At 32.9% G+C, this 17,619-nt stretch carries 14 protein-coding genes, 1 other RNA gene and 1 CRISPR repeat array; of the genes, 3 read left to right on the plus strand and 12 right to left on the minus strand.

The window, feature by feature from the left end; all coding sequences use genetic code 11:
* Positions 1-192 precede the first annotated feature (192 nt).
* From rnpB to AC5LAX_RS09755, 12 genes are all read right to left on the minus strand, one after another.
* Positions 193-545, minus strand: an RNA gene (gene rnpB, locus AC5LAX_RS09700) — RNase P RNA component class A.
* Positions 546-586: 41 nt separating this feature from the next.
* Positions 587-1,381 (minus strand): TrmH family RNA methyltransferase, encoded by a 795-nt coding sequence (locus tag AC5LAX_RS09705; RefSeq protein ID WP_008537370.1) that lies wholly within the window; start codon positions 1,379-1,381, stop codon positions 587-589.
* Positions 1,381-2,055, minus strand: coding sequence for a potassium channel family protein (locus tag AC5LAX_RS09710; RefSeq protein WP_008537371.1), 675 nt, complete (start codon positions 2,053-2,055; stop codon positions 1,381-1,383). Before AC5LAX_RS09710 ends, AC5LAX_RS09705 begins: the two co-directional genes overlap by 1 nt.
* Before the next feature lie 43 nt (positions 2,056-2,098).
* Complete coding sequence (gene ruvA / locus AC5LAX_RS09715) at positions 2,099-2,716, minus strand: Holliday junction branch migration protein RuvA (RefSeq protein WP_288909132.1); 618 nt, start codon at positions 2,714-2,716, stop codon at positions 2,099-2,101.
* A 41-nt stretch (positions 2,717-2,757) separates the two neighbouring features.
* Positions 2,758-3,252, minus strand: a complete 495-nt coding sequence (gene ruvC, locus AC5LAX_RS09720; protein WP_008537374.1) for a crossover junction endodeoxyribonuclease RuvC — start codon at positions 3,250-3,252, stop codon at positions 2,758-2,760.
* A gap of 135 nt (positions 3,253-3,387) precedes the next feature.
* The gene (locus AC5LAX_RS09725; RefSeq protein WP_117585541.1) at positions 3,388-3,984 is read right to left on the minus strand and encodes a nitroreductase family protein; all 597 of its coding nucleotides are present in this window, start codon (positions 3,982-3,984) and stop codon (positions 3,388-3,390) included.
* Between the two features lie 68 nt (positions 3,985-4,052).
* Positions 4,053-4,784, minus strand: coding sequence for a YebC/PmpR family DNA-binding transcriptional regulator (locus tag AC5LAX_RS09730; RefSeq protein WP_008537376.1), 732 nt, complete (start codon positions 4,782-4,784; stop codon positions 4,053-4,055).
* A gap of 284 nt (positions 4,785-5,068) precedes the next feature.
* The gene (gene tyrS / locus AC5LAX_RS09735) at positions 5,069-6,286 is read right to left on the minus strand and encodes a tyrosine--tRNA ligase (protein ID WP_008537377.1); all 1,218 of its coding nucleotides are present in this window, start codon (positions 6,284-6,286) and stop codon (positions 5,069-5,071) included.
* Between the two features lie 33 nt (positions 6,287-6,319).
* Complete coding sequence (locus AC5LAX_RS09740; protein WP_288909129.1) at positions 6,320-8,485, minus strand: transglycosylase domain-containing protein; 2,166 nt, start codon at positions 8,483-8,485, stop codon at positions 6,320-6,322.
* 65 nt (positions 8,486-8,550) lie between these two features.
* On the minus strand, positions 8,551-10,920 hold the full coding sequence (locus AC5LAX_RS09745; protein ID WP_091694162.1) for an endonuclease MutS2: 2,370 nt from the start codon (positions 10,918-10,920) through the stop codon (positions 8,551-8,553).
* A 25-nt stretch (positions 10,921-10,945) separates the two neighbouring features.
* Positions 10,946-13,429 (minus strand): U32 family peptidase, encoded by a 2,484-nt coding sequence (locus tag AC5LAX_RS09750; RefSeq protein ID WP_288909127.1) that lies wholly within the window; start codon positions 13,427-13,429, stop codon positions 10,946-10,948.
* 114 nt (positions 13,430-13,543) lie between these two features.
* Entirely contained in the window at positions 13,544-13,810 is a 267-nt protein-coding gene (locus AC5LAX_RS09755; protein ID WP_204921481.1) for a cell division protein ZapA, read from the minus strand.
* Between the two features lie 182 nt (positions 13,811-13,992).
* Here AC5LAX_RS09755 and AC5LAX_RS09760 point away from each other — a divergent pair, with 182 nt between their 5' ends.
* Genes AC5LAX_RS09760 through AC5LAX_RS09770 form a run of 3 tightly spaced genes read left to right on the plus strand, consistent with a single transcriptional unit; the run spans position 13,993 to position 16,610 of the window.
* A complete protein-coding gene (locus AC5LAX_RS09760; protein ID WP_288909125.1) occupies positions 13,993-15,678 on the plus strand; it encodes a DUF4127 family protein in 1,686 nt (561 codons plus the stop codon).
* Between the two features lie 17 nt (positions 15,679-15,695).
* Positions 15,696-15,989, plus strand: coding sequence for a hypothetical protein (locus tag AC5LAX_RS09765; protein WP_407377955.1), 294 nt, complete (start codon positions 15,696-15,698; stop codon positions 15,987-15,989).
* A 21-nt stretch (positions 15,990-16,010) separates the two neighbouring features.
* Positions 16,011-16,610: a LysO family transporter gene (locus AC5LAX_RS09770; protein WP_278849095.1), complete on the plus strand. Its 600-nt coding sequence runs from the start codon at positions 16,011-16,013 to the stop codon at positions 16,608-16,610.
* A gap of 45 nt (positions 16,611-16,655) precedes the next feature.
* Positions 16,656-17,608: direct repeats of the CRISPR family, unit length 30 nt; unit sequence ATTCAAATACAACACTTGTTAAAGTTAAAT.
* The last annotated feature ends 11 nt before the right edge of the window (positions 17,609-17,619 follow it).

Here is a 17,619-nt window from a genome sequence, read left to right on the forward strand (position 1 = left end):
AAACATATATCCAGTCAATCTCCTAAGGAGCAATTCATCTCACTACCTTAGAGGTAGGAGACTTCTTGCTCAGTATGGTTAAAATAAATTTTATTAATGTAAATATTTATTTCTAAATATATTTTAATATATTTAGCTTAAAAATCAAATAGTTAAAATAAAAAAACTGCCAGTAAGGCAGTTTTCACTAAAGATATGAGTAATCAATAAGCCGAGTTTTGTTCCACTTGCGTGGTGATAATCATTTATCTGGACTTATAGTTACCTATAAGCTCTAGCGACACAACCCGGAAGGCTCAGCGGGCCACTTCATCCCTTCCCTATTCGGTCTTGCTCCATGTGGGGTTTACCTAGCCATACAGTCACCTGCATGCTGGTGCGCTCTTACCGCACCTTTCCACCCTTACCTGTATACACAGGCGGTTTAAGTTTCTATAGCACTTTCCCTGAGGTCACCCTCGCTGGACGTTATCCAGCACATTGCCCTGTGGAGCCCGGACTTTCCTCATATACAAAAAAGTATACGCGATTATCTTTCATACTCATGTCTTTAGCTATTAGATTATAGCATTGATTTTTACTGTGGTCAAATATTTTGGCGACAATATTCGTACATAATCATCGAACCAGCATTTGCCACGTTTAATGATTCAGCATCGCCTTTCATCGGAATGTATATTTTAGCATTACATTTGTCTAATAAATTATCAGAAACACCATTGGCTTCATTGCCCAAAATAATAGCACAATCTTGAGGATAGGAAATATCCCATGAAGCTTTGGCACTATTATCTAAAGCTGTAGCATAAAGTGTTAAATTATGATTTTGACAAAAAGATAATAAATCTTGTTCAGAAATTTTAGTGATTATAGGGAGATTGAATAAAGAACCCATCGCAGAACGCACTACTTTTGGGGAATAAATATCGGCTGTTCCATTTAGGCAGATAATGGCTTTTACACCCATAGCATCAGCTGTGCGAATGATGGTACCGATGTTTCCAGGGTCTTGTAATCTATCTAAAATCAGATAAAGTCCTGATTTATTTATTGTAGCTAAATCATCTAAATTGTGATTTTGTATAGGTAAAATCAACATTAATCCTTGTGGAGATTGAGTATCGCTGATTTTTTGATAAATATGTTCAGGAACTTCAAAACAAGGACAATTTAATTGTTCTAAAATGGATTTTCCGCGTTCATTTGTAAAGGCTTTTTGTGTGAAAAAACACATTTGCACGGAAATATTTTTGGCAATAACCATTTCAGCATTGCGAATACCTTCTAATATAAATAATTGGTATTTGTCGCGATATTTTTTTTGTTGGAGGCTTAAAGCCATTTTGACTTTGGCATTAGTTAGACTTGTGATTAGCTCCATTATTTTTCTAGAGCCTCCAAGCCATTGATACTTTCATTGCTACCAACAACGATAGCGATATCATTTTCGAGTAATACTTCTGTAGGAAGTGGAGAAATAATTAAATTATCATGACGTTTGATAGCAACAACGTTTAAGCCATATTTAGCACGGATATTTGATTCGCTGAGTGTTTTATTGCGGATAGCTTTTGGCACAGCAATTTCTACAATACTGAATTTTGGTGATAATTCAATATAATCCATGATATTTGTAGAAGCAAGGTTATAAGCAACACGACGAGCCATATCTCGTTCTGGAGCAACAATGCGGTTAGCTCCGATTTTTTCTAATACTTTGATTTGCAATGGACTTTTAGCGATAGCTACGATATAAGGAACACCGATTTCTTTTAATTGAAGTGTAGTCATGATATTAGCTTCAGTATCATCACCGATAGCCACGATTACAACATCAAAATTTAAAATACCTAAAGAGCGAAGTGCTTCTTCATCTGTAGTATCTGCTTGAACTACATGAGTTACTTCATGGCTAAAGTCTTGGACTTTTTCCATATCTTTATCAATAGCAAGAACATCATAGCCCATTTCATGAAGAGATTTAGCGATATTTCTACCAAATCTACCAAGACCGACTACGGCAAATTGACGTTCATTTTGCGGAGAAAATTTCATAATAAAAGCTCCTTTATTTAATCTATTATGTTATATTTTTGTTTTAGCTTAAGGATAATTCTTTGAGTGCGAATTTAATAATATCTTCTGTATTGGTCATATTGCCAGCTTTTTTGAGTACAGAATTGATTTCTGGTTTTGTATAGCCAAGAGAAAGAAGGGCTTGTGTTGCTTCTTCATACATATCTATTTTTTCATCTTCGCTAGGTGTATCAATCAAGATTGGTTGGTCTAAGACTTCATCAGAAATACTTAAGTTGAGTTCAGTTAATTTATCTTTTAATTCTAAAACAATGCGTTCAGCTGTTTTCTTGCCAATCCCAGGGGCATTGGTGAGTAGGCTGACTTGTTTATTTTGGATAGCCCAGATGAGTTTTTCACTAGAAAGACTAGAGAGCAGACCAAGCCCAGCTTTAGGGCCAATCTTAGATACGGAAATTAATTTGCAAAAGACATCATATTCTAATTGATTGATGAAACCGTATAATAACATGGCATCTTCACGCACGCTTAAATAAGTAAAGAGTTTGATTTCTTCATTCATTTTTAATTTTGCACGTGTGCTAGTGCTGATAAATACGCGATAGCCGACACCATGAACATCAATAAAGCAAAAATCACTGGCAATAAAAGTGATTTTTCCTTGTAAATATCCTATCATAAAATCTTTCCTTGTTAATTAATTTATTATTATTAATTTGATTATAATTTATTTCGCCATGTGAGGCTATTCATACAATGAGTAGTACAGATAGCTACAGCTAAAGCGTCGGCGACATCATCAGGTTTTGGCGGTTCAGGAAGATGGAGCAATTTTGTTACCATGTAGATGACTTGTTCTTTGCTCGCTCTGCCAAAGCCTACTACGGATTGTTTGATTTGTAGCGGTGTGCGTTCGACTAATTCAATTTGATTTTCGGCTGCGGTCAATAAGACGATACCACGAGCTTGACCGACAGGAATGGCAGTAGTTACATTGCGATTGAAAAATAATTGTTCTACGCCCATTACATCAGGTTTATATTTTTGAATAATATCTGTAAGTTCACGATGAATTTTTAATAATCTATCTTGTGGTCGCATCTGTGGACTTGTCAAAATAGCTCCATATTCAATGGCTTTTAGACGGCTTCCTTGCATATCTACAAGACCATAACCACAGATAGCAGTTCCAGGGTCAATACCTAAAGCAAGCATAAAATCCTCCTTTTAGTATATCAAATTTAGCAAAAATGTGCAGTTCACATTATATCATGATTAACTAGTTTTTAAAAATAACAAAAGTCATGTTTAAATATATTATTCAAACATGACTATAATTTTATATTGATTTTAATAGATTTTTAAGCGAGTGGAAATATCTTCAATATATTTTTCATTTGGCTGAGATTCAATGCTACCAAATGGCATTTGTGCTGTTAATTTCCATGTATCAGGAATAGAGAATAATTCTTTGATTTTATCATCAATCAAAGGATTATAATGTTGAAGATTAGCTCCGATATTTACTTGGCTTAATGCTGTCCAGATATTATTTTGAAGCATACCATTTGCTTGATTTGACCATGTGGAGAAATTTTCAGCATACATAGCATAAGTTTCTTTTAATTCATTGATGATTTCTGTGTCTTCAAAAAATAAGATAGTGCCAACGCCAGCTTTAAATTTATTGATTTTATTTTGAGCTACAGCGAAAGTTTCTTCTTTTTTAGCTAATTTTTCTTTTAAAATATCTGTAGTAATTTGCCAAATCTGTTGATGTTTTTCACCAAAGGCGATGATAACATTTGTTGTAGGATAGTTAAAAGCAGATGGGCTATATTTTAGGCAATCGGAGATGATAGAAGTTATTTCTTCATTAGATAAATTAACATTAGTGCCTAAATTATAGATACTGCGACGATTTTTTAAGGCTTGTAAAAATTCCATGATAAATACCTCGATTATATATCTTTAGATAAAAATAGACGCAGTTATTACTGCGTCTAAAGATTATTTTATTCTTCGTCCATTTCGTAGTTGGAATAAACGTTTTGAACATCATCATGTTCTTCAAGCATATCAATAAGAGTCTGCATTTTTTCAGCGTCTTTGCCTTCAACTTTAACAGTAGTATCAGGAATCATAGTGATTTCGGATTCAACTGTTTCAATGTTGTTTTCTTCTAATGCTTGAGAGATTGCATCGAAATCTTCAGGAGCAGCAGTGATTTCAAAAGAATCATCTTCTGCTTTGAAGTCTTCAGCACCAGCATCAAGAGCAATCATCATGAGGCTTTCTTCATCATCGAAAGCTTCTTTGTCTACAACAAAGATTGCTTTTTTGTGGAACATCCAGCCTACGCAACCAGTTTCGCCAAGATTTCCGCCGTATTTGGAGAATAAATGACGAATATCAGCAGCTGTACGATTGCGGTTATCTGTCATAACTTCGAGCATAACAGCAGAACCTGCTGGACCGTAACCTTCATAAATTAATTCTTCGTAATTGCTACCATCAGAAGCACCTAAGCCTTTTTGAATAGCACGATTGATATTATCTTTAGGAATATTGTTAGATTTAGCTTTGCTTAAAGCTAATTTAAGACGCATATTACCAGTAGGGTCAGCACCACCCATACGAACAGCAATAGTGATTTCACGACCAATTTTTGTAGTCATTTTTGCACGAATGGCATCATTTGCACCTTTTTTTCGTTTAATATTGGCCCATTTAGAATGTCCTGACATCTTTTAAACGCACTCCTTAATAAATTAAACTATAAATTATCTAATATGTACTAGATAAGTAAAGAAAATTTTAAGATTTAGATAAAACTTTGTAAGAAAATATCTTTTTAGAGTATACCATAAAAAAACGAGTATTTGCAAATCATTTAAAAGGTTCATTTCTTTATTGATTGAGAAATAAATTAAATATAGTAATTATAGTCTACTGATAAAGATAAAAAGCTAGAATATATCAATATTATTACTGAATATATTCTAGCTTTTTGTTTATAATTTTATGATTTTTATGCTTTGATTAGACGATAGAATTTCTTTTTACCTTTGCGAACGATCATATCGCCATTTGCAAGATCTTCTGCTGTTAATACTTTTTCTACGTCAGTCCATTTGTCATCGCCAATAGATACACCGTTTTGAGCGATTAAACGACGACCTGCACCTTTGGATTCAAATACTTTGTTATCTACTAAGATATCAAGTAATTTTTTGCCAAAGTCTGCTTCTGTAATAGTGATAGTTGGAGCATTGTCCATATTACCTTTACCACTGAAAAGTGCTTGAGCAGCTTCTTGAGCTTTTTTAGCTTCTTCTTCGCCATGAACGAGTTTTGTAACTTCATAAGCGAGAACTTGTTTTGCTTCGTTGATTTTTTGGTCTTTGTAGCTACCGAGGCGACGAACTTCGTCCATTGGTAAGAATGTGAGAAGTGCAAGACATTTTTCTACGTCGCTATCAGCAACATTTCTCCAGTATTGATAGAAGTCGTATGGAGAAGTTTTTTCAGGGTCGAGCCAAAGTGCACCTTTTGCTGTTTTACCCATTTTTTTACCTTCACTGTTAGTGAGAAGGTTGAATGTCATACCATAAGAAGGTTTTGCTTCTTTACGACGAATGAGTTCAACACCAGCAATGATGTTAGACCATTGGTCATCGCCACCTAATTCAAGTACGCAACCATAACGGCGATTTAATTCCATGAAGTCATAAGCCTGCATGATCATGTAGTTGAATTCAAGGAATGTTAAACCACGTTCTAAACGTTGTTTGTAACATTCAGCAGTAAGCATGCGATTAACAGAGAAATGTGGACCAACATCGCGAAGTAATTCAATATAATTTAATTTGCGAAGCCAATCGCCATTGTTGATCATTAAAGCTTTACCATCAGAGAAATCGATAAAGCGTTCCATTTGTTTTTTGAAGCAATTGCAATTATGTTCAATATCTTCATCAGTTAACATTTTACGCATATCTGTACGACCAGAAGGGTCACCTACAGTACCAGTACCGCCACCAACTAAGCAGATAGGGCGATGACCTGCTTTTTGCATATGAGACATAGCCATTAAAGCTAAGAAATGACCAACATGAAGGCTGTCTGCTGTTGGGTCAAATCCCATATAAAATGTAACTTGCTCAGTTTCTAAAGCTTTTTTTAATTCTTCTTCGTGTGTTACTTGAGCTAAGTAACCACGTTCTTTAAGTGTATCAAATACGCTCACAAAAAGTCCTCCTAAATTTTGTATGATTATCTATTAATTTAACCCTTTGCCTTGTTGAATACTTGGTTCAGGTAAATTTTGCCTTGGAGCTGGAATAGATGGTTGCTCGATATTTTCTTCTTCGATTGGTTCATTTTCATCAATTGGCTGTTGAGCCTCATTTGGATTTATCTGTTCATTAGGAACAGGTTTTTGTTTATCAGGTGCTTCTTTTGTTGGTTTTTCTTTTTCTTGAATAACGTCTTTAGCTGTAGTTTTAGCATTGCTTTCTACACTTTGGACAGGATTATCAATGGAAGTATCTGAACCATCAAAGTTTTTAGCAGGTATAGACGCAAGTGCTGTTTTCATGAAGCTTTGCCAAATTTTAGCAGGTGTAGTACCGCCTGTAATACCAGGCATAACATCATTATCATCACAGCCCATCCATACTACTGTTACTAAATCAGGTGTATAACCTGCAAACCAAGCATCTTGATAATTATCTGTAGTTCCTGTTTTACCAGCAGCAGGTCTATTGATATTAGCAGCTTTACCTGTGCCTTTAGTGATAACATCTTCAAGCATATCTGTTAATAAAGTAGCTGTGCGTTCAGATAAAACTTGTTTAGTTTCTGGTGTATGTTCATAAATAGTTTTACCTTTGCGGTCAACGACTTTAACTATGGCAGTTGGTTTTGTATAAATACCGTGATTAGCAAAAGCACTATAAGCACCAGCCATATCAAGAACAGTTACCCCATTTGTAAGACCACCGATAGAAGCGGCTAAGTTTTTATCATTTGCTTCTTTAGAATTTAATTCTAATGTGGATATACCTAAATTTTGAGCTGTTAATAAAACTTTATCAATAGATAGTTTTTCTGCTAGACGAATAGTAGGTATATTTAAAGAATTAATAGCTGTTTGACGCATGGAGACTGTACCTCTAAATGTACGGTCATAGTTTTGAGGTTGCCAATCGCCCAATTTGAAAGGTTTATCCTCAATAGTAGTATTTGGAGTCATTTTATTTTCTAAAGCAGTAGCAAATGTAAATGGTTTGAATGCTGAACCTGGTTGACGTACAGCAAGTACAGCACGATTGAATTGGTCAGTACCACGACCACCAACCATAGCCTTGATATATCCTGTTTTAGGATCAATAGCTACGAGTGCGCCTTGTGGTTGAGTAAGACCATTAACATCATTGTAATAAGTTGGTAATAAACTATTTACAGATTGTTCAGCGGCTTTTTGCATATTCATGTCAATAGAAACATAAATTTTTAATCCTTCTTTATATACTGCATCAGCACCGAATTTATCAATCATTTCTTGAGTTACATAATCAATAAAATATGAAGCAGTATTATCATTTTCTTGTTCTTTAGGATTTACAAGTCGTAAACTTTCAGCTTTTGTTTTAGCTGCTGTAGCAGAATCAATATAGCCATATTTTACCATTTGGTCTAAAACTTCTGCTTTACGTTCATTAGCAGCACCTAAATTATTAAGTGGTGAATAATAATTTGGACTGCGAGGTATACCAGCAAGCATTGCACATTCTGATAAATCTAATTGACTTACATCTTTGCCAAAATATGTCTGTGCAGCAGCTTGAACACCATAAGCACCTCTACCAAAATAAATTTGGTTGAGATACATTTCTAAAATTTCTTCTTTAGTATATTGTCTTTCTAAGCGAAGAGCAATGAAAAATTCTTGAATTTTTCGTTTGAATGTACGGTCCTGTGATAAAAAGGCATTTTTGGCTAATTGTTGAGTGATAGTACTACCACCTTCAGCCACTTCACCACTTGTTATATTAGAATAAATCGCACGGAAAATACCTCTAGGATCAATGCCGTTATGTTCATAAAAGCGATTATCTTCAACAGCGATAAAGGCATTTTGCAAATTAGCAGGGATTTTATCTAAACTTACTAATGTACGATTTTCAGTAGCGTGAATATTAGTAATTAGATTGCCATTCATATCGAGAATTTGAGAAGAAGCAGGTGGGTGAATATCAGATACATCTTTATCACCATCAAGGCCAATAGCAACTAATCCACAACCAACGCCTAAAAATACAACTATAAATAGCGTTAAAAGCGCTAAGAAAAATTTTTTGAAGCCAAAAGATTTTTTCTTATTTTTTTTATCAGTTGCATGATTAGAGGTTGATTTTTTTTCGTTAAAAGGCTGTTTATCCATAGAATACACCTCAAATATTTATAATACTATGTTTAGTTTTGGTAAAAATATAGTAATTATTTGCGTTATTTTAATTTTACAGCGGTTACCCCACTACCGCCTTCGTCCATATCACCAAGAGTATAGCTTAAAACATTGCGATGATTTTTGAGATATTCTTGAATACCTTTGCGCAGAGCTCCTGTACCTTTACCATGAATGATTAATACTCTTGATAAACCAGAAATTACAGCATCATCAAGATATTTGCTAACAACTTCGATAGCTTCATCAACCATTAAGCCTCTGATATCTACTTCTGTACTAATTTGGCTGACTTTAGCTAGCATATTGAAGCCACCAGCTTTTTTAGATGGTGCAGTTTCTTTTACTTTAACAGCATGAGAAACGAAAGAGCAATCTTTAGCTTTAACATTCATTTTTAAACTGCCCAATTGAACAGTTAATTCTTTACCACTGATATCAGTGATAGTTCCTTTTTGGCGAAGTTTATTTACATATACGATATCACCAACAGCAATGGTTTTAATATCGACAGCTTCACCTGGTTTATTTGGATCATCATTTTGTTGACTTACTTTATCCAAACGACCACGTAATTTATGACGAGCAGCATCTATTGTTTCCTGACGTTTTTTCATTCCTTGGTCGTTGAATTGAGCTTTCAATTCCTTGATGATTTCTTCAGATTCGCGACGAGTACGACGAAGTAAACTAGCACATTGTTCTTTAGTTTTACGAAGTGTTTGCTCTTTTTTCTTAGCCATTTCTTGCTTCATATCGGCAAGTTGTTTTTCTAATTTTTCAATGCGTTGTTGACGTTCAGCAATATCAGCATTTTTTTGTTCATACATCAATTTTTCATTTTCTAGTGTATTTAATACATTTTCAAATTGAGCATGGTCGGCTTTAATGAGTTGTTGTGCACGTAAAATCAAAGTATCTGATAAACCTAATCTTTTACTTATAGCAAAAGCATTACTAGCCCCTGGTGTACCTATCAATAATCGGTAAGTAGGGCGAAGGGATTTGATGTCAAATTCCACACAAGCATTTTCAATGCCTTCTTTAGAATAAGCAAAAGTCTTTAACTCGTTATAGTGAGTAGTAGCTACAGTGCAAGCACCAATTTCCATCAATCTTTCTAAAATTGACATGGCAAGGGCAGCACCTTCTTCTGGGTCAGTACCAGAACCTACTTCATCTAATAAGAGCAAGTCATCATGTTCAATATTATTCAAGATATTTACGATATTGCGCATATGAGCGGAAAATGTACTGAGGCTCTGTTCAATGCTTTGCTCATCACCGATATCAGCATAGACATTTTGGAAAATGGAAATTTTGGAACCAGATTGAACAGGGATAAAAAGACCAGATTGAGTCATTAAGACTAATAAGCCTAAGGTTTTCATGCTCACTGTTTTACCGCCTGTGTTTGGCCCTGTGATCAATAAAGTGCGATATCCTTCGCCAAGTCTGATATCAATAGGAACGACATTATCTTTATTGAGTAATGGGTGGCGAGCTTTAGCTAAATTGACGATACCTTCATCATTGATTTCAGGCATAGTAGCACGCATTTTACGGGCTAATTTTGCCTTAGCAAAAGCAAAGTCTAACTGAGCCATGATTTCACAATTATGAAGTAAACTATCAGCATTTTTGGCTATTTTTTCAGAAATCACTTTTAAGATGCGTTCAATTTCACGTTTTTCATCAATGACTAATTGTTTGATATCATTATTTAAATCAACAATGGACATAGGTTCGATAAATAAGGTTGAACCACTAGAGGATTGGTCATGTACGACACCTGGGAAATGTTGACGATATTCTTGTTTGATAGGGATAACATAGCGTTCATCACGGATAGTAACGATATTATCCTGAAAATATTTTTGATAATCAGGATTTTTTAAAATACCATCAAGATTTGTTTTGATGCGACGCTGTGAAGATTTGATTTCACGGCGAATACGCATAAGTTCAACGCTAGCACTATCACGCATAGAACCATGTTCATCAACAATATTATCTATTTCGCGTTCGAGTTGCCCCAAAATTTCAATAGATTTAGCCCATTCTTTGAATTGAGGGCTATCTATTTCTAATTCTTTGAAGAATTTTTTGAGATTACGCATTGCGTACATGGTATTTAAAATATCAAGTAATGAATTTATTTCAATTACTAGACCTAAAGATGTTTTCTTTAATAATGAACGAATATCATGAATACCGCCAAAAGGTGGTTCAGAGCTAATTAAAATGTTACTAGCTTCTTGTGTATGTGAAAGATTTTCAATTACTTCGTCAATATCGCTACTTGGTAATAGTTTTTCAGCAAGTTCTTTTCCCATACTAGAAGTAGCCATATTTTGTAGCATAGTGATAATTTTGGCATATTCTAAAGTTTTAAATACGGATTGATTCATTTGTTAAAAAGATACCTTCCTTAAATTATTCTACTCCACGGAAGTAATGACCACGAGTAATATTTTGTTCATATTTAGTGATATTTTCAGGCATTAAAGCAAGATGATTTTTGCCTTCAAGGATAATTTCTTTATAGAGTTTAGTGAATTTAGCTAATTTTTCTTTGGACATATATCTGCCATCTAAGCGAATGCGGTCAATATGAAGATTAGTAAATTCTGGAACATGAGTTAGCATATTTAACTCTTTAGCGTTTAATAAATGCATATGACAATATTGGTCTGTTACGATAGGGAATTTTTCATTTTTGCGGTCGCAAAGCCAATAATTATTTTTTTCGCAAGGTTTTGTACAAGTACCTTTATCTAAATTGCCTAAGAAACTGCCAAGCACACAATATTCAGATACCATAAGTTCCATATTGCCATGAACGATACATTCAAGAGGTAATGTAGAAGCTTCATTTAATGTTTTTATCTGTTTAAAGTTTAATTCAGGGGAAACAGTAGCTCCCTTAATGTCATAATTATTTAGGAAAGTTAAAGTTACATCATTATAGACATTGAAGGAGAAGTCTGCCCAGATAGTGATATCTGTAAATTGTTTGATTAAGTACATTTGCGCTAAAGTATGTGCATAAATCATATCTGGAGCGATATCTTTTATTTTTGTAAGCCAATTTGTAAAGGCTGTTTGTTCATTATCGCGCATGATACGAGGTGTAGCAAAAGCAATTTTAATATTAGCTTCACGGCAAAGTCTTGTAGCTTCAGCATACATTTCAGCAGTGATGAATTGATGATTATAAGATTCACCGCCAAATAAAACAATATCTGCTTGATTATCAATAGCTGTCTGTACTTTAGCAATAGTATCAACAGCGACTACTAGTTGAGGTTTATTTGTTTGATTGAATGATTTTAAAGCTAAATCCTGTTGCCAAATAGTATTATCAATTTTAGCAATCTGTGGACGATGATAAGCTTCAAGACGCATGGACATTAATTTTTCAATTAATAAGCGACGAGTATCATTCATGACACTCATAGGTACAATGACATTTTCATCAATAATGCAAGATAAATTTTCTAATTGATAAATAGTATTGCCTAAACGTTCCATCTGTTTTTGCACTGTTGATTTATCCATAGCGCGTTTTAGAGCTGTTTCAACAATGAAATCGCTAGTTATTTGAGCGCTATAACCATCTTCATCAGTAGCTTTTAACATAAAAGGTTCGTTGAGTTTAGCGATGGCTTCAATATTTAAATTTATTTTGCGTATTGGTGAAGCACTAGTATAATAACTGCGAGCTTTTTGCATGAGATTAGCATCAAAAACTTTAAATATACGGTCATGTGGGTGTACGCGATTTGGTACAGGAATGATGACTTCCATGCCAGCACTAGCAGAAGTTATTTCTTTATTTTTATAGATGATTTTAGATACATTAGTACTTACACGACCGCCGACTTTTACCCAGAAATCAATAGTATCACCGATATTTACATCATCAGTGAGTTTCATGATAGCTTGACGTTTATTATCATCATAGCGAATTACTCTACCTACAAGGCGACCGCGATTGTTTGGTCGTTTATCGCTCATCATGAATTTACCTTGTTTTTTCTCTAAGTAAGCAGTAGTGAAATCACGATTGAATATTTGAGAAAGATTTTTTTGAATATCTTCTTGAACTTCTGTATGGCTATAATAAGAGTCGATTTTTTGGCGGTAAGCGTCAACAACGACAGCTACATATTCAGGTTTTTTCATGCGTCCTTCAAGTTTTAAAGAAACGACACCAGCTTCGATAAATTCAGGAATTAATTCAAGTGTATTCATGTCGCGAGGACTTAATAAGTATTGTCCAGCATCTTTTAAAACATTGTTATTGTTTTTATCAACTAAAGTATAAGGTAGACGACATGGTTGAGCACAGCGACCACGGTTACCACTTCTGCCACCAATCATACTACTCATTAAGCATTGACCGGAATAGCATACACATAAGGCACCATGAGCGAAAACTTCAATTTCTACATCGCTATTACGGCAGATATGAATAATATCTTTTAATGTTACTTCACGAGATAAAACGACACGTGAAAAACCAAGTTCTTGAAGAGCAAGAACACCAGCTAAATTATTCACTGTCATTTGTGTACTAGCGTGTAATGGTAAATCAGGAGCTACAAGTTGAGCCAAACGTGCAGCACCTAAATCTTGAACGAGTACAGCATCAGCACCTATTTCATAAAGAAAACGAAAATAATCTGCAAGTGCAGGTATTTCAGAATTGTCTACTAAAGTATTTACAGTTACATGGATTTTTACATTGCGTAAATGAGCAAATTCAATGGCTTCTTTTAAGCCTTGTTCATCAAAATTATTGGCATAAGCTCTTGCACCGAACATTTTGCCTGAAAGATAAATAGCATCAGCACCACTTTCTACAGCGGCTTTTAATGCTTCCATGCTTCCAGCAGGGGCTAATAATTCTATCAAAATATTTTCCTCCAGTTATTTTCTTAGCTTATTATAATACACAGAGTATAAAAAATAAATGGTAGTGCCATTAAAATGCCTACCATTAGTGTATGTCTTCATGTTATTTTTAGCTTATTTATGTTTATTAGAGCGATTTTCATCAAGAATATCCCAAAATTCATTATAATCTTTTTTCAAGCGGATTAATTGTTCAGCCAATTGAAGTGCAGTTAATATTGCTACTCTATCAGGTGGCAAATATTGATTTTGTTTAGCTATAAGACGAATATTTTCATCTACAATCTTAGCAGCTTCTTGAATATCATTGATATCACTATCTTTAGTATAGCGGAGCGGATATTTTACTCCCCAGATTTCTACAGTTACTTTGTTATTCATAAAATCACCTTAACATTTAAAATAAGCCATTATATATTTAGTATATCAATATTATATACTAATACTATTTTTATAGCAAAGTATTTTAAAGTTATGAAATCAATTTGACACTAATTTATATATTTTTTAATATATTAAGAATGAAGTAAATATAGAAGTAAATATCTATGGAGAAATAAGAAATGAATTTAAAATTATATATAAAGCCAAAATGGTTATTATCACTTTTGGCAGTGGCTTTGATGATTATTTATTATTTAATTTTTATTCAATTACCACCAGCGACGTCTGTAGAGCTACAACAGAATTATAAATATAAATTAATTTTAATACCATTAGATACGAGGCCACCATGTCAAAAAATGGTGATAGATACAGGGAAAATGGCAGGTGTGCAGATTATAACACCACCATCGGAGATAATGGATTATTATACAAGACAAGGTGATACAAAAGAAATACAAAGATGGTTGATGGATAATATTGATAAAGCAGATGGGGTAATTGTGTCTATTGACCAATTATTGCATGGAGGTTTATTAGCTTCACGTGAGTCAGGGACAAAACAAGATGAGTCGCAAATTTTATTAAAATTTATGCGTGATTTGAAAACAAAAGCGAAAGATAAACCAATTTATGCTTTTAATGTTTTGCCTAGGATAACACCACCGCCAACTTTAGAAAGTGATAGTAAAAAAATGATAAAGATATCTCGTCTTATTGATGAGATAAGTATTTTTGAAAATGAAGATGATATAAAATTATTGGCAGATTTAAAAGAAGATATAAAACAAGAAGACTTAGATATTTATTTAGATTTATTTAGACGCAATACAGCTTTAAATAAAGAATTAATAAATCTAGCTAAAGAAGGTATCATAACAAAATTAGTGATTGGTCAAGATGATGGTGAAGATTTTGGCATACCAAATATGGAGAAGAAAAGTCTTATAAATTATGTGCATTCTTTAGGTACTAGTAATGATGTTGTGATGATAACTAAAGGTGCAGATGAGGTGGCTTTATCACTATTAGCTAATTTTGTGCAGACAAAGACAAATTATCGACCTAAAGTGTATGTAGAGTATAATGATGAGAAAGCTATGCGCATAGTTATGCCGTTTATGGCAGGCTCAGTAGGTTCTACAGTAGAAGAAAAATTAGTGATGGCAAATGCTAAAAAAGTAAATTCACCACAAGAAGCTGGCTTGATTTTATATGTTTTTATTGGTAATGATGAAAATATGTCTACACAGAGACAATCTGCATTAAAGATAAAAAACTATTTAGAGCAAGGTAAAAAAGTCGCTTTAGTTGATTTAAGTAAGCATTTTTCCGCAAACGAAGTATTATTTCCTACATTATTAAAAGAAGATGTGCCGATTAATGAATTAACTTCTTATGCTGGTTGGAATACAGCTAGTAATTCCATTGGTACAGCACTGGCAAATGCTGTTATTTATAAGGCGATAAGACCAACATTTAATACAACAAATGATATGCTGGCTGTAGAATATAATCGTTTAAATATAAATTATGAAAGATTTCTAGAAGATTATTATTATCTAAAAGAAATAATTGATGTAATGAATATTACTTTGAAAAATCATGGTTATGAAAATGTAAATGATTTGGATATGGAACATAATTATATTTGGATGAATAAATTACTACAATCTGATATGCAAAAGCGAGCAAATCAATTAAATAATAGTGAAGTTTTTAAAATGCCTTTTAAAGTGCAAACACCAGAGGGAGTATTTGACTTGACCGTTCGTAATTTGCAGGTTGATGTATTTTTCCCATGGCCAAGGACTTTTGAAGTATATTTAGATGTAAGATTAAATTTATATAGATTAAATAATTAAATATACGAATTTAAGGAGTGAATTTTTTGGTAGAAACATTGATTATGGTATTAGGTGTAATAGCAGGATTTAGCCTGTTAAAAGTGAAAGAACATAGGCGAATAGCTGTGGTAAATTTAAATAATAAGGTACAATTAATAGCAGTAGCTTTGATTATTTTTATCATGGGAATAAATTTAGGTAGTATGGAAGATTTTGCACATAAGATGCTGACCATGGGATTACAAAGTTTAGTATTTGCTATAATTCCTACAGTATTTTCAGTAATTATAGTATATATTTTTAGCAAATTATTTATTGTAAAAAATTAAATAGTAAAAGAAGGTTTGTAGATGGTTTATATTGCATTATGTGCATTAATTTTAGGAATTATTTTTGGTCAATTTGTACTTGATAGTACATGGCATGATTTATGTAGTGAATTAGCAGATTATGTATTATATTTATTGATGTTTTCTGTAGGTATAAGCGTGGGTATGAATGAATCAATAATCGAGAAGATAAAAAATTATAATTTGACAATATTATTGATTCCTATAGGTGTAATTATTGGGTCTGTTTTTGGCGGATTTATTTGCAGTTATATTTTTGATATGAATTTGGTATATAGTTTATCTATCGGTGCATCTATGGGTTGGTATAGTTTATCAGGGGTAATGCTTGAATCACTTGCAAATGCACAGATAGGTACAATAGCCTTTTTGAGTAGTTTGATGAGAGAATTTATCGCTTTTATGATGATTCCAATATTAGTAAAATATTTAAATCCATATGTAGCGATAGCAGCGGCAGGAGCTACAAGTGAAGATACAACACTTCCAATGCTTATAAAATATAGTAGTGAAGAGTTTATTATTATATCCGTAATTAATGGAGTATTATGTTCAGTAGCAGTACCGATTTTAATAAACTTTTTCTTTTCTATCTTATAAAAATAAAAGAAGCTGTAACATTGAAAAATTTTCCTTGTTACAGCTTTTTTTGTACAACACTTGTTAAAGTTAAATGAGAATTATTAAATATTGTAAATAAAGTCTATATTAATTCAAATACAACACTTGTTAAAGTTAAATAAACTTTTAAGACGTTCGTCCACCCTAAACATCAGGATTCAAATACAACACTTGTTAAAGTTAAATTAGATGTAGACTGGAGAAAGTTTACAATATTTACCAATTCAAATACAACACTTGTTAAAGTTAAATATATGTCGTTGACATATCGTTTAAAATTGCCTATAAATTCAAATACAACACTTGTTAAAGTTAAATTATCTTTTAAAATGTCTATTCAATCCCTTCAAGCTTTATTCAAATACAACACTTGTTAAAGTTAAATCAAGCTTATTCAGCAAATACAAAAGAAATAACCTAATTCAAATACAACACTTGTTAAAGTTAAATAACTGCCGTCAATTTTTGGCATTTTGCCATAGTTATATTCAAATACAACACTTGTTAAAGTTAAATCACAAAAAGCTATAATTTAATTCAAGCACCAGGTATATTCAAATACAACACTTGTTAAAGTTAAATTAATTCTTTTGGTTCAACTCTACCTTGTTCAATATTATTCAAATACAACACTTGTTAAAGTTAAATTTTGCGGACTTCGTTGTAATCAAGCCAACCGTGCTATTCAAATACAACACTTGTTAAAGTTAAATGAATATTTATCTAAATCTATCCTACTTGCAACGTCTATTCAAATACAACACTTGTTAAAGTTAAATTTGCGAAACAAATAGAAACATTGATAATGTAAGATTATTCAAATACAACACTTGTTAAAGTTAAATATCAAAGATTTTTCCTTCTTCACCATCAACATCATATTCAAATACAACACTTGTTAAAGTTAAATTAGGCAAAAACTACTTAGGACAGAAAGACAATCCAAAATTCAAATACAACACTTGTTAAAGTTAAATGATTAATGAGG

Source organism: Megamonas sp., from assembly GCF_986095205.1.

What these genes read in the sequence shown, in the direction of transcription:
- ruvA (WP_288909132.1), bottom strand. Translation starts at nt 2,716, where the DNA reads ATGATAGGATATTTACAAGGAAAAATCACTTTTATTGCCAGTGATTTT.
- ruvC (WP_008537374.1), bottom strand. Translation starts at nt 3,252, where the DNA reads ATGCTTGCTTTAGGTATTGACCCTGGAACTGCTATCTGTGGTTATGGT.
- AC5LAX_RS09770 (WP_278849095.1), top strand. Translation starts at nt 16,011, where the DNA reads ATGGTTTATATTGCATTATGTGCATTAATTTTAGGAATTATTTTTGGT.
- AC5LAX_RS09725 (WP_117585541.1), bottom strand. Translation starts at nt 3,984, where the DNA reads ATGGAATTTTTACAAGCCTTAAAAAATCGTCGCAGTATCTATAATTTA.
- AC5LAX_RS09730 (WP_008537376.1), bottom strand. Translation starts at nt 4,784, where the DNA reads ATGTCAGGACATTCTAAATGGGCCAATATTAAACGAAAAAAAGGTGCA.
- AC5LAX_RS09745 (WP_091694162.1), bottom strand. Translation starts at nt 10,920, where the DNA reads ATGAATCAATCCGTATTTAAAACTTTAGAATATGCCAAAATTATCACT.
- AC5LAX_RS09755 (WP_204921481.1), bottom strand. Translation starts at nt 13,810, where the DNA reads ATGAATAACAAAGTAACTGTAGAAATCTGGGGAGTAAAATATCCGCTC.
- AC5LAX_RS09710 (WP_008537371.1), bottom strand. Translation starts at nt 2,055, where the DNA reads ATGAAATTTTCTCCGCAAAATGAACGTCAATTTGCCGTAGTCGGTCTT.
- AC5LAX_RS09740 (WP_288909129.1), bottom strand. Translation starts at nt 8,485, where the DNA reads ATGGATAAACAGCCTTTTAACGAAAAAAAATCAACCTCTAATCATGCA.
- AC5LAX_RS09705 (WP_008537370.1), bottom strand. Translation starts at nt 1,381, where the DNA reads ATGGAGCTAATCACAAGTCTAACTAATGCCAAAGTCAAAATGGCTTTA.
- AC5LAX_RS09760 (WP_288909125.1), top strand. Translation starts at nt 13,993, where the DNA reads ATGAATTTAAAATTATATATAAAGCCAAAATGGTTATTATCACTTTTG.